Here is a 13,735-nt window from a genome sequence, read left to right as displayed (position 1 = left end):
TCGTCCCGGGGCATGGTCAACGCCGCCGCTGGTTGCGAAACTGCTTCAATCTGGGCCAGCACGGGCAATCGGGGCTCTCGACACATCGGCAGCTATGTGTACTGGCCAGGCGACACCCTGTCCCCGGCCGGTGGGCCTGACCACCAGCCGAGACGGGCTCGGCGTCGGCGCCACCCGGACGGAGGAAGCAATGTCCCGCAGACCGCTGTCCCTGCCGCAGCCGCCGGCGCGCGCGTCCGAGTTCGGCCGGGACGCGCTCATCGTCTGCGAGAACCTGGTGCGGATCTACCAGACGGGTTCGATCGAGGTGCAGGCCCTGCAGGGACTGGACCTCACGGTGGACAGCGGGGAGTTGGTCGCCGTCGTCGGTGCCTCCGGATCGGGCAAGTCGACGCTGCTGTCCATCCTGGCCGGTATCGACGCCCCCACCGCCGGGCGGGTGCGGGTCGACCGGTGGAGCCTGTTGGGGATGTCCCGCGCGGACCGGGTGGACTACCGGCGGCACACCGTCGGGTTCGTCCGGCAGCAGACGGCGAGCAATCTGATCCCGTACCTGACCGCACGGGAGATGGTGGACCTGCCCATGACGGCGGCCCGCACCGGCAAGGAGGAGCGCCGCAAGCGTGTCGCTGAGCTGTTGGACAGCCTCGGTGTCGCCGACTGCGCCGATCGCCGCCCAGGGCAACTGTCCGGAGGGCAGCAGATGCGGGTCGCGATCGCGGTGGCACTGGCCAACCGGCCGAAAGTGTTGCTCGCCGACGAGCCGACCGGCGAGTTGGACGCCGCCACGTCCGCGGAGGTTTTCGGCGTGCTACGGGACGTCAACCGGCGCTACGGCGTCACCGTTGTCGTGGTGACCCACAACCCGGAGGTCAGCGGCCAGGTCGAGCGGACCGTCGCGATCCGGGACGGGCGTACCAGCAGCGAGGTGCTGCGCCGCACCACCACCGATGCGGTGGGTGACACGCACATGGTCGCCGAGGAGTACGCCGTGATGGACCGTGCCGGGCGGGTGCAGGTGCCCCGCGACTTCCGTCAGGCGCTGGCGCTGACCCGACGGGTCCGGCTGGCTCTGGAAGCCGACCACATCACGATCCGCCCGTCGGGAAACGGCGAATGAGCAGCGAGCCGCTGCTGCGCGTACGCGGCGTGCATCGGCGTTTCCGCACCGGGCCGACCGTCGTGCACGCGCTGCGTGGTGTGTCGTTCGACGTGTCCGCCGGTTGCATGGTGGCGCTCGTCGGCCGGTCCGGCTCGGGCAAGACCACCCTGCTCAACGTCATCGGCGGTCTGGATCGCCCGGACGCCGGCACCGTGCACGTCGACGGCGCGGACGTCACCGCGCTCGACGAGGACGGCCTGTCCCGGCTGCGGCGCGAGAAGGTGTCGTACGTCTTCCAGAGCTTCGGGTTGATCCCGGTGCTGTCGGCCGCGGAGAACGTCGCCGCCCCGCTGCGGCTGGCCCGCGTCGCTCCGGCCGAGCGCGAGCGGCGGGTCGAGTTGCTGCTGGAGCTGGTCGGTCTGGCCGACCATGCCCGGCAGCGGCCGGCCGAGCTGTCCGGCGGGCAGCAGCAGCGGGTGGCGATCGCCCGCGCGCTGGCCGCCTCGCCCCGGCTCCTGATCGCCGACGAGCCCACCGGGCAACTGGACGCGGAGACAGGCCTGTCGGTGATGGCCCTGCTGCGTGGGGTGGTCGAGTCCGAAGGTGTCACCGCACTGGTGTCCACCCACGATCCGGTGATGATGGCGTTGGCCGACCGGGTGATCCGGATCCACGACGGGCACCTCCACGACGAGGCAGCCGGGCAACCGGACGAGCCTGTGCCGGACGCGGGGTGACGCGGGCGATGCTGAGGCTCGTCCGGCGGCGCGCCCGCGCGCAGTGGCCGTTGCTGGCGGCCCTCGTCGGGGTCGTCACCGTCGGCGCGACCCTGCTGGGCACCTGCACCCTGCTGAGCACCCGCACCACCGAGCGGGCGTTGGAGGTCGCCATGGCCCGCGCCGCCCCGGCTGCCGTCGACGTGACCGTCTACACCGGCACCGTCGAGGGCCCGGACGCGCAGTCCGTCGACGCCGACACCCGCGCCGTGCTGGCCGCCACGCTCGCACCGTTTCCGGTGACCACCACTGCGCGGGCGTCGACGGTGCTGCGGGCGTTGCCGGCCGCACTCGCTCCGGGCACCACCGTCGCGGCCCAGGCGTACCTGTCGGGGCTGGACGACCTGCCGACCCGAGCCGAGCTGGTCACCGGGCGCTGGCCGCGTGAGCGTGGTGACGCGGTGGTGTTGGAGTCCACCGCCCAGCTGATCGGCCTCACCCCCGGTCGCCGGGTGCGTCTCGGCGCCGAGTTGGCCCACGATCCCGTCCCGGCCATCGACGTGACCGTCGTCGGTGTGGTGCGCCCGTTGCCGGGGCGCGGCTGGGACCGCGACCCGCTGGCCGCGGCAGGTTCCGCCACCGGCTACCACGACGGCCGTTTCCAGCAGCCGGTCAACGCCTACGGCCCGTTCCTCGTCGACCTCGCCGACCTGCTCACCACCGGCGCCACCATCGGCCGGATGGAGGTCACCGCCCATCCGGACCTGTCCCACGCCCACCGCCGCGACCTGCAGACCGTGGCCGACGCTGTCCGCGGCGCGGACCGTCGGCTGGCCGGTACCCTCGGTGACCGTGTCCGGCTCGCACGGGTCGCCTCCGACCTGCCGCTGACCCTGCGCGCCGCCGGCGACCAACGGCACGCCACCGCCGCCCTCGTGCTCGCCATCGCCGTCCTCGGCGGTGTCCTGACCGCGACGGCACTCGTCCTCGCCGGCCGGCTGACCGCCGGCATACGCGCCGACGAAACCGCCCTCCGGACCGCCCTCGGCACCAGCCGCCGTCAACTGGCCGCCACCGCGACACTCGACGGCGGGTTCGTCGCCGCCGTCGCCGTCGTGCTCGCGATACCGGCCTCGTCGGCCCTGCACGCCGGCCTGACCCACCTGCCTCCCCTGGACGACGCCGACCTCACCACCACGCCGACCGTCACCGCCGCCCAGGTCCTCGCGATCGTCGCCGGCGCGCTGGTCCTCGCCGCGGTCCTCACCGTCCTGGCGATCCGACCCGGTCCGGCACCCGGGGACCGCCGCACCCGCCGCGAACTGCTGGCCCGATCCGGCGCCGACCTGATCCTCGCCGCACTCGCCGCCACCGCATGGTGGCAGCTGTACGCGCAGCCCACCACCGCCAGCCCCCGCGCCGACACGGTCCGCATCCTCGCACCGGCGTTGCTGCTCACCACCGGCGCCGCCCTGGCGCTGCGGGTGGTACTGCCCGCCCTGCGCGGCACCGACCGGCTGGCGTACCGGACCCGTGGGCTGGCGCTGACGCTGGCGGCCGCCGAGGCCGCCCGCCGACCCCAGGCCGTCGCCGCCGGGCTCCTCGTCGCTCTGGCCTGCGCTGCCGCAACCTTCGGTCTCGCCTTCGACACCACCTGGCACCAGTCGCAGCGTGACCAGGCCGCGCTCGCCGTCGGCACCGACCTGGCAGTGTCCCTCGACGCGACGCCCGTGCCCGGCGACGGCGCGAACCTCGCCGCAGCCACCGCCGGCACGGTGAGTCCCGTCCTCGACCGGGGTACCGCCGTCGGTCAGTGGCTCGGCACCGCCGGCGACGCACCGCGCCTGGTCGCCGTCGACACCACCCGCGCCGACGCGCTGCTGCGCGGACGCCTCGACCACGACCGCACCTGGACGGACGTCGGCGCAGCACTCGCCCCACCCACCCCGGTCACCGGCCTGCCCGTGGCAGCCGGCGCCCCACTCGTCCTGAGCGGCACCGCGACCGGCCCCATCCCACTCACCGTGACACCCCGGCTGCTGCTGCAGGACGCCACCGGTCTGCGCACACCCTGTACCGGTCCCCCTGTACCGCTCGACGGCCGCGAGCACCGGCTGCCCGCGTGCGCGACCGCCGACGGACTGCACCTCGTCGCGGTGTCCCTGCCGGTCACCGCCGGCCCCGATGCCACGGTCGGCAGCCCCATCGGCATCGCCGTCACCCTCACCGTGCCGCCCACCGCATCGGCGGACGGATCGCCGTGGACGGCCACGTCCGCGCCGCCGATCCCGACCAAGTTGCGCGACCCGACCGTCGTGCTCTCCGCCACGGCGACGGGAACCGCGCTGCAGATGGCGGCGACCGTCGACCTCGGCGACGCGGACGCCGCCCGCACCCTTGTCGCCACCGCCTTCCCCGACCCTGGCCCGGTGCCCGTCGCCGTCGGCACCCGCTTCGCTACCGCGGTCGGCGCCGACATCGGCAGCCAACTCAGCATCACCGTCGGCACCACGCCCGTCCCGATCGTCGTCACCGAGGTCGTGCCGGCCGTACCGTCCGCCCCCGGCGCCGCCGCCGTCCTGGCCGACCTGGACACGCTGTCCCGCGCCCGCGCCGTCACCGGCGACCTGACATTCCCGGTCGACGCCTGGTGGGTCGGCCACCCCACCGACCCCGGTGCCGCCGAGCGGGCCACCGCCCTGCACCTGGGCACCGTCACCACCCGCGACGCGGAAACCGCCCGTCTCACCAGCGGCCCGCTGCACGCCGCGCTGCCCGCCGCACTCCGGCTCGTCGTCCCCGCCTCGGCCCTGCTGCTGCTCGCCGGCATCGTCGCGCACGTGACCTGCGATCTGCAGGTCCGCGCCGTAGAGGTGGCGCGGCTGCGAGGCCTGGGGATGACCCGACGCGGCATCCGGGCCGTACTCCTCGGCCAGCACGCCGTCATCCTGCTGCCCCTGCTCGCCGCGGGCACGGCCGTCGGCGCACTCGCCACCCGCCTCGTCGCTCCCCTGCTCGTACGCTCCGACACCGGCGCCGCACCCATCCCGGCCGCCCAACCGCACTGGCCGTGGCCGGCCGAGGCCGCGCTGCTCGCCGTCCTGCTGGCCGGCTGCCTGCTGACGGTCGCCGCGGTGGTCAGCGTCCAGGTCCGCCGGGCCGACGCCGCGCACCTGCGGGTGGTGCCGTGAACCGGTGGCTGACCCGCCGGTGGCCGGCGCCGCACTGGCCCAGCGTCCGTGGCCGTGGCCGTACCGACGCGGGCGCGCTGCTGCTCACCGCCTGCGTCATCGCCGTCGTCGCGCTGCTCGCCGGGGCTGTGCCGGCGTTGCTGCGTGCCGCCGCCGACGACGCCGTCCAGGACACGGTCCGCCGCGCCGGCAACGAGTCGCACGTCCTCGTGCACGCCGACTGGGAACGCGACGCCGGCCCGACCGGCGGACGGCTGCGGATATCCCGCCTCGCCGACGACGTCGACGACTTCCGCGCCCGGGCGACCTACACGCTCGGACCCGACCTGGACGCCGCGCTGCTGCCGTCCATCGCCGTGGTCAACAGCCCGATCCTGCGCATCACCGACGGCAACCTGCCGCGTACCGTCCAGCTCACCTACCTGGCCGATGACCTCGGCGGCCCGGACGTGACCTGGATCGCCGGCAGCGCACCCGGCCCCACGATCCCCGAACGGTCCATCGAGATCCCCTACCACGGGCCGCCCTGGCCGGTGCAGGTCGGCCTCTCCGAGGCCGACGCCGCCGCCCTCCAGGTCGGCCCCGGCGACCGCATCCCGGCCGAGGACGACCACGGACGCGACAAGGACATCCGGATCAGTGGGATCTACCGCCCCGCCGACAGCGCCGACCCCGCCTGGCGACTCGCCCCGGCGCTGCTGCGCCCCGTGCCCGGCGCCGACGGCCCAGGCACCACCCGCGTCGCCGCCCTGCTGTCACGCGAGTCGCTGCCCGACGCCCGGCTCGCCTTCGACCAGGACCAGCTGCGGCGCACCGTCCACTTCGCCCCCGCACCCGACGCGCTCACCTGGGGCGCCACCGCGACGCTCGCCAGCCAGGTGGTCAAACTCAAGGCATCCTCCGGCTCATCAGCCGCCCGCGACGGCTCCCTGAAGTGGGAATCGCAGCTCGACACCGTCCTGCGCGACGCCCGTACCCAGATCAGCGCCGCTTTCACCCAGGCCGCCGTCCTGCTCGCCGCAGTCCTGACCGCCACGGTACTGGTCCTGCTGCTCGCCGCCGACCTGCTGGTCCGCCGCCGTACCCCGGCGCTGAGCGCCGCCCGGCAACGCGGTGCGGCGCTACCCGACCTCGGCGCTGAACTGATCATCGAGTCCACCGTGGTGTCCCTGTCGGCCGCCGCCGTCGGCCTCGCACTCGCCCACACCACCGCACCCGGTGCCTCCTGGACCTGGACCATTCCCGTGGTCCTGGCCGGCGCCGTCGCCGGGCCGACGTTCGGCACCCTCGCCGCCGCCCGCGCCAGCCGCGACCGACACCAACCCGCCAACCCGGCCGCTCGGCGCTGGATCCTGACCACCGGCCGGCTGCGCCGCGCCGCCGTCGAAGCCGCCGTGCTGATCGCCGCGGTCGCCGCCGTCGGCACCCTGCACCAGCGCGGACTCCTGCCCGACGCCTCCCACGGCGACACCGGTGAGCTGACCGGCGACCTGGTCCTCCCGATCAGCGCCGTCGCCCTGGGCGCGCTCGCCGGCGCACTCGTCGTGCTGCGGCTGCTGCCTGTCGGATTACGGATCGCCCTCCGACAGGCGCTGCGCTCGCGCCGCCCGCTGGCCGTGTTCGGCGCTGCCCGGGCGGCCACCACCGCCGCACGCGCGCTGCCGCTGCTGGTGCTCGTCAGCGCCACGGCGCTCGCGTCGTTCGCACTTGTCGTCGGCGCCACCATCACCCGAGGTCTCGATGACGGCGCATGGCACACCACCGGTGCCGACGCCCGCCTCGACATCAGCAGCGACGTCCAGGACGCGACCCCCGCACTAGCCGAACGCATCGCCGCCGCACCCGGGATAGAGCAGGTCGTCGCCGCACAGGTAACCGACTCCGCACCGCTCTTCACCGAATCGACACTGTTCACCCCACGCCTGGTCATCGTGGACGCCGCCGCGTTCGGGCGCCTCCTGGCCACCACCCCGCTACCCGACGCCCCGGCACTGTCCCAGCTCACAGCACCCGGACCTGACCCCGCCGGCGTGCCCGCGCTGGTCCGATCGAGCACCGGCGACCTGCACACCGGCACGCGGCTGCAACTGTCCCGCGACAACGGCCCGACGATCCGCCTCACCGCGGTCGGCACCGCGCCCCCCGTCGGCGGCGCCGGCGACGTCGTCATCGTGGACGCCGCTGCCCTCGCCGAGGCCGGGCTGCCCGCCGTTCCCAACACCATCTGGGTGACCGGCCCCGGCACGGCACAGGCCGTGTCGGACAGCGACGTCCCCGCCGACATCGTGCTGCGCACCGACGTCCTGCAGGCGCAACGAGTGGCGCCGCTGACCGCAGGAACACTACGGCTGGCCTGGACGACCGCCGCGGTGCTGCTGGCGCTGGGACTGCTCGGCCTCACGCTCGCCGCCGCCGCCGGTGCGCAGGAGCGGTGGCAGACCCTGACCCGACTGCGGACCCTCGGCCTGCGGCCACGCGACGCCCGCTGGGTCGCCGCAGGAGAACTGCTGCCACCGGTCGTGGTCGCCGCGGTGTGCGGCCCGCTACTCGGGGCCCTGCTCGCGCAGCTGACGCTCGGCCCGCTCGAGCTACAGTTGCTCACCGGCCAAGCCGCCGACCCGGCGACGGTCCTGCCGTGGTGGCTGCTCTGCCTGACAGGTGTGGCGCTGGTGGCGGCGGCCACCGCAGTCGTCCCGGTCGAGGCGGCGCTGCGGCGACACGACCGGCTCAGCGAGGTACTCCGCGCCGGCGAGTAATCAGCTCATGCCGCCACGATGACAAGACGTCGAGGGCCACCAGCACGCCGGGGAGTAACGCGGTCGCCCACGAGGTCAGCCCGCGCCCTGCCGCACAGTCTCCGTCCATGACGGTGAACACGCCAGCGAGACGGTTGCGCCAGCTGGCTGAGTACCTGAGCCTCGATTGGCGCTGGCTGCAACGTCGCTGCGCCGACCTCGGCCAGTACGGCTTCGCGGGCATCGCCGAGCCCGCAGCCGTCTCCTCTCCCTCGACGGGGTCGACCAAGCATGCCGCTTCATCGGCACTCTGCCGTAATACGCTCCTGCCCATCACAAATCCGCGACCGCTGGAAGGAACGCTGTGTCTCCCACCCCGACAACATCGACGCCGAGGGTGGTGGTGGTGTTCGGCCTGGGCGGCACGATCGCCATGACACACAGCAGCGGCGGAGGTGTCAGCCCCACCCTGTCCGAGGGAGCTGGTTGACGCCGTACCGGGGCTGGCCTCGACGGGGATCGGCATTGAGGTGGTGGATTTCCGTCGCCGCCCTGGCGCATCCCTGACCTTCACCGCCATCGTCGCGCTCGTCACCGCGGTGACCAGCGGAATCGCGGCGGGCGCGACCGGGGTGGTCGTCACTCAGGGCACCGACACGATCGAGGAGACCGCGTACCTGCTCGACCTGCTCCATCAGCGACCCGAGCCGGTAGTGGTCACCGGCGCAATGCATAACCCGACCATGGCCGGCGCCGACGGACCCGCCAACCTCCTTGCCGCGATCCGCACCGCTGCATCCCCGGCCGCCCGTGGCCAAGGCTGCCTCGTCGTACTCGCCGACGAGATCCACGCCGCCATGCGTACGTGCCTGGGCGCCATGGCCGGTTCGGGTGGCATTGATGGTCATCAGTCAATGGTTGCGCGTGGCCCGCGACGCCATCTGGCCGCCCGTTGAGCCTTCTCCGCCACGAATACCGAAGCTGCGCCGCGTCTGGACTACCGCTGGTCAGGAGTTTGTAACCCGGCGGAAGTCAAGATGAAACACCTCTTGACTCTGCCCTGAACTGAGTTAGTGTTCAGACCACCTGCTCACCAGATCAGAGGGTCATCGATCGTTGTGGCCGCCGAAGAGGTGGCGTGCGCTCGGCGTCGAGTGACCTGACCGTACGAAATCGTGGCTTTGGTGCCCGAACAAGATGCCAGGAGGATCGATGTCTTCACTCGACTACACCTACGAGAACATCGACAAGGTCATCGACCGGTCGACCTGGGTGGCTCCGACGATTGACCCGGGTAAGACGATGCTGCTGGTCCTGGACATGCAGAAGGCGTGTGCCGAGCCCGGTGGTGCCATGTACATCCCGAGCATCGGCGGCGCGCCGGAGGGCAAGGACGTGGTCCAGCCGGTAGTCAACGTGCTCGATACCTGCCGCGCCAAGGGCATCCCCGTCGTCTGGTCGCTCTGGGGCCTTCGCGGCGATGGCAAGGACGCTGGGTACGCCGACCGCAAGTGGGGCCTCGAAGGTCAGTTGGCTACCTTCCCCGGCTCCTGGGGCAACGGCGGCGACGAGCTGGTCAACGAGCTCAAGCCGCTCGACGACGAGCCGGTGATGCGCAAGCACCGGTTCTCCTCGTTCTACGGCACGCCGTTGACCGAGTATCTGCGCCGCGCGGGCTGCGACACCCTGGTAGTCGCTGGTCTCTCCACCGGCAACTGCCAGATCGCCACCGCCATCGATGGCAACAACCAGGACTTCAAGGTGGTCGTTCTGGCCGACACCACCGCTGCGATTCCGGCGTCCATCCCGGGTGCCGCCGAGCAGCCGCTGGGCTTCGGCCAGCACTGGGAGGCCCTGCGCAACATCCAGGCCAACCACGGCGACGTGCGCACCAGCGTCGAGTTCCTCCGGATGATCGGCGCCTGACCGCCATCCCCGGGCCCGGCTTCATGTGGGAACCACCGAGAAACGCAAGTGCGAAGAGAAGGAACGTGAGATGTCGCTTTCCGGCAAGCGCGTAGCGCTGCTGATCGAAGACGAGTACCAGATTCTTGAGGGCTGGTACCCCCTGCTGCGCCTGCAGGAGGCGGGCGCCGACGTCCGGGTCATCGGCAGTGGCACCAAGGAGTCGTACGACAGCAAGGAGCACTACCCGATGCGGGCGGACGCCGGCGCGCCGGACGTCTCCGCCGCCGACTTCGACGCGGTCATCATTCCGGGCGGTTTCGCCCCTGACAACATGCGCCTGCACCCAGAGATGATCGATCTGGTCCGGGAGGCGTACGAGGCCGGCAAGCTGGTCGCCGCGATCTGTCACGGTGGCTGGATGCTCGCCTCGGCGGGGGCGACCAAGGGCCGGAGGATCACCGGCTATCTGCCGATCAAGACCGATGTCGAGAATGCGGGCGGCACGTGGGTAGACGAGCCGGTCGTCGAGGACGGCAACGTCATCACCTCGCGCACGCCGGTCGACCTGCCGCACTTCGGCCGGGCCATTGTCGAGTACCTCGGGCGCGTCTGACCGCACGGCCCGTCGGCCGCCGGCCCGGGCTGGCGGCCGACGGGCCCGGTGATCGCCGTTGGCCTGCCCTGCCACCGAGCGCCCGTTCGAAAGGAGAGGAGAGAGAGGTATGGCCCATTCGTCAAAGCCGGAACCGGTCGACGCGATCGTCGTCGGACTCGGCGCGACCGGTGGCACCGCAGTAAAGGTGCTGGCCGAGGCAGGCATGAAGGTTGTCGGATTCGACCGGGGACCCTGGCTGCGTGCCCACGAGCACTACTCCGGCGACGAGGTCAAGTACGTCAACCGCAACTATCTGTGGCCCGACCCGAAGCTGTTCCCCCGGACCCTGCGCCACGACGAGAATTCCGTCGCCGAGGTGTTTCCGTTCTCGCCGACCCCGCAGCTGGTCGGCGGCGGCACCAACCACTGGGCCGGTTGGGTGCCTCGGCCACGCGAGTCCGACTTCATCCAGCGCTCGCTGCACGGCGACCTGCCGGGCGCGAGCCTCGCCGACTGGCCGATCCGCTACGAGCACCTGGAGCCCTACCTGACCAAGGTCGAGTGGGAGTTCGGCGTGTCCGGTGTGGCCGGCGCGGACAAGTACGAACCGTTCCGTAGCCGCCCGTACCCGAGCGAGCCTCTGCGTCCGACGCGCTTTGGCCGGCGGTTCTACGACGCCGCCAAAAAGATGGGGTTCAACGCCTTCCCGATCCCGCACGCGATGGTCACCAACCGGCACAAGGGCCGAGACCCGTTCAACAAGACCAGCTTCTGGAACCAGTACGGCGACCCGAGCGGTGCCCGGTCGAACACCCTCACCACGTTCATCCCGGAAGCTGTGGCGACCGGCAACTTCGAGTTGCGCTCCGAGTGCTTCGTGCGGGAGATCAAGGTCGGCAAGGACGGCCGGGCGACCGGCGTCGTCTACATCGACCCGGAGGGACGCGAAGTCGAGCAGGACGCCAAGGTCGTCGTGCTCAGCCTGGGCGCCATCGAGTCGGCCCGACTGATGCTGATGTCGCGCTCCGCGACGCACCCGGACGGCCTGGCGAACTCCAGCGGCCTGGTCGGCAAGAACGCGACCTTCCACGAGTACGTTTTCGCCGTCGGCCTGTTCGACAAGGAGGTCGACGACCCGCTGTACGGCTGGGCCGGCAACTACATCAGCGGCGGCACCTTCGAGTTCTACGAGACCGGCAAGGACCGCGGCCACATCGGCGGCTGTTTGATCTCTGCCTCGCAGACGGTTCATCCGGTCAACTGGGTCTTCCCCGGCCGGCCGAGCTGGGGCAGCGCCCTCAAGGACGCCGACCGTGACTACTTCAACTACGCGATGAAGATCGGGGCGATCCTGCACGACATGCCGCGCGAGTCCAACCGCGTCGACCTCGATCCGACCGTCAAGGACGCGTGGGGTCTCCCGGTCGCCAGGATCACCCACCAGCCGCACGAGAACGACGTGCGTATGAGCAAATGGCAGGTGGACAAGAACGCCGAGATCCTGGAGGTCGCGGGCGCTCGCAAGACGGTGCCGGTGTACCTGGACCGGATGACCGGGAATACGTGCCACCAGCACGGTACGGCACGGATGGGCAACGACCCGACCAAGTCGGTGCTCAACGAATGGTGCCAGACGCACGACATCGACAACCTGTTCGTCGTGGACGGGGCGGGCTTCCCAACCTCGACCGGGGTGAATCCGACGCTGACCATGATGGCCAATGCCTGGCGAGCGTGCGAGTACATCGTCGAGACGTACGCCAAGGGCCGCGAAGAGCACATCAAGGTCGCCTAGCCAACACGTTCCACGAAAGGAGGACTTGTGACCCTCAAGGCTGATTGGGAGGTCGTCGGAGCACCGATCGACCCCGATTCGAACGAACGGCTGTTCTTCACCGAACATGAGTGGGAGACGATCGAAGCCGCGACCGCTCGCATCATGCCCACCGACCACGACCCCGGGGCGCGTGAGGCACGGGTGGTGGTGTTCATCGACCGCTACCTGTCCGGTATCGACTACATCTTCGCCGCGGCGGACGGCAGCGGGTTTCTGAAGTTGACCGGCAAGTTCGCCGAAGCGTGGCGGGCCCGAATGTGGGACATGCAGCAGACCTACCGCCACGGCATCCGCGACCTCGATGCGGTGGCCAGGAAGAGCTACGACGCCGACTTCAAGAACCTGACCGAGGATCAGCAGGACGGCGTACTGGAGGCGGTCTCCGGCGCGCCGAAGCCGGCCAAGGTCACCCTGGGCACGAGGGAAGCGGTGACCACGTTCCTGCAGGGCACCTTCGACGAGGGAATGAGCTTCTTTCCCGCCCTCTGCCTGCACACGAAGCAGGGCTTCTACTGCGACCCGGTGTACGGCGGGAACAAGGACCACATGGGCTGGAAGGCCATCGGGTTCGTCGGCCCGGAGTCGCTGAAGGACACGATGGACGGCACTTACGACACGAGTGCGTTCTTCATGGAGGGCGAGTTCACCTGGGAGCAGTTGGTGCCGCATCTGCGTGACCATCCGTTCCAGCCGGCAAGCCGGTAGATGTAAGCGGCCCGGGCAGATGTCCGGGCCGCTCCGTCACCATTGAATGGGCTGGCATCGATAGCGGCGGCGGGACAATGCTAGAGTGTGTTCAGGCCACCTGACCATTCATGTGTGAGTTGATCACCGGGTAAGGCCATACGTGCGCTACATGGAAGGGGTCGTGAGGATGGCCGGCATCGGTCCTGGCGATATCGAGCCGGTCCGCCGACTGAAGGTTGCCGACTCGGTCGCAGCCCAGCTGGAGCAGTTGATCACCCGTGGCGACATCAAGCCGGGGGAAAAGCTGCCGCCGGAGCGGGTCCTGGCCGAGCGGTTCGGCGTCGGGCGCAGCTCGATGCGGGAGGCGATTCGCGTCGTCGAGGCCAACGGCATGCTGCGGACCGACCATGGCCGAGGAGTCTTCGTCGTCAGCGACAAGAAGGCGATGCCCAAGCTGTCCGATCTGCTGGTGTTCGACGACTTCACCGTGCCGGAGCTGTTCGAGGTCCGCCTGTCCCTCGAGCCGGACGCCGCCAGCCTGGCGGCCCGGCGGATCACCGCCTCGGAGGCCAGCAACCTGCAGCGAATCCTGGCGGAAGCCGAGAACCCGCAACTGAGTGACGACGCGTTCGTCAAGCTCGACGCCGAGTTGCATCGCGCGATCGTCGCGGCCACCAAGAACACGTTGCTGCTGCGGCTCATGGAGAGCGTCGAGCCACTGTTCTTCAAGTACTCCCACCGGGTCATCAAGCTGCCCGGCCGTCGAGCGCACGCACATGCCGGACACGTGGCGCTCTGCCAGGCCATCATCGGGCATCGGGTGCGGGACGCCCGGACCGCGGCGCTGAGTCACATCCGCGATGTCGAACGCGACATCGCCGAGCATCTGGAGCAGACGGTCGAGCGCCGGTGACGCGCCTGCCCGCAGCGCCGCCGCCGGTCGTCCCGGCAGCGGCGCTTTCGG

Annotated in this window: 9 protein-coding genes and 1 pseudogene; all 10 read left to right on the top strand. The window is 71.1% G+C overall.

Annotated elements, in window-relative coordinates; genetic code table 11:
- The first annotated feature begins 190 nt into the window (after positions 1–190).
- Complete coding sequence (locus VAB18032_RS11935; protein WP_013733087.1) at positions 191–1,120, top strand: ABC transporter ATP-binding protein; 930 nt, start codon at positions 191–193, stop codon at positions 1,118–1,120.
- The gene (locus VAB18032_RS11930; RefSeq protein WP_013733086.1) at positions 1,117–1,839 is read left to right on the top strand and encodes an ABC transporter ATP-binding protein; all 723 of its coding nucleotides are present in this window, start codon (positions 1,117–1,119) and stop codon (positions 1,837–1,839) included. The genes VAB18032_RS11935 and VAB18032_RS11930 overlap by 4 nt, the downstream gene beginning before the upstream one ends.
- 8 nt (positions 1,840–1,847) lie before the next feature.
- The gene (locus tag VAB18032_RS11925) at positions 1,848–5,009 is read left to right on the top strand and encodes an FtsX-like permease family protein (RefSeq protein ID WP_043723915.1); all 3,162 of its coding nucleotides are present in this window, start codon (positions 1,848–1,850) and stop codon (positions 5,007–5,009) included.
- Complete coding sequence (locus VAB18032_RS11920) at positions 5,006–7,765, top strand: FtsX-like permease family protein (RefSeq protein WP_013733084.1); 2,760 nt, start codon at positions 5,006–5,008, stop codon at positions 7,763–7,765. Before VAB18032_RS11925 ends, VAB18032_RS11920 begins: the two co-directional genes overlap by 4 nt.
- A gap of 412 nt (positions 7,766–8,177) precedes the next feature.
- Positions 8,178–8,607: pseudogene (locus VAB18032_RS30025) on the top strand (asparaginase domain-containing protein); the annotation flags it as partial.
- Between the two features lie 349 nt (positions 8,608–8,956).
- Complete coding sequence (locus VAB18032_RS30020; protein ID WP_013733082.1) at positions 8,957–9,670, top strand: cysteine hydrolase family protein; 714 nt, start codon at positions 8,957–8,959, stop codon at positions 9,668–9,670.
- Between the two features lie 70 nt (positions 9,671–9,740).
- Positions 9,741–10,265, top strand: a complete 525-nt coding sequence (locus VAB18032_RS11905) for a type 1 glutamine amidotransferase domain-containing protein (RefSeq protein WP_013733081.1) — start codon at positions 9,741–9,743, stop codon at positions 10,263–10,265.
- A gap of 109 nt (positions 10,266–10,374) precedes the next feature.
- Positions 10,375–12,042 (top strand): GMC family oxidoreductase, encoded by a 1,668-nt coding sequence (locus VAB18032_RS11900; protein ID WP_013733080.1) that lies wholly within the window; start codon positions 10,375–10,377, stop codon positions 12,040–12,042.
- 27 nt (positions 12,043–12,069) lie between these two features.
- Positions 12,070–12,789: a gluconate 2-dehydrogenase subunit 3 family protein gene (locus tag VAB18032_RS11895; RefSeq protein WP_013733079.1), complete on the top strand. Its 720-nt coding sequence runs from the start codon at positions 12,070–12,072 to the stop codon at positions 12,787–12,789.
- A 169-nt stretch (positions 12,790–12,958) separates the two neighbouring features.
- Positions 12,959–13,684 carry a FadR/GntR family transcriptional regulator gene (locus tag VAB18032_RS11890; protein WP_013733078.1) on the top strand — a complete coding sequence of 242 codons (726 nt, stop codon included), beginning with the start codon at positions 12,959–12,961 and terminating at the stop codon, positions 13,682–13,684.
- Positions 13,685–13,735: the final 51 nt, after the last annotated feature.

The sequence above is a fragment of the Micromonospora maris AB-18-032 genome, from assembly GCF_000204155.1.
Lineage (GTDB): Bacteria > Actinomycetota > Actinomycetes > Mycobacteriales > Micromonosporaceae > Micromonospora > Micromonospora gifhornensis.
Note: the sequence above shows the minus strand (reverse complement) of the source record. Positions and strands in the feature narration are given on the sequence as shown.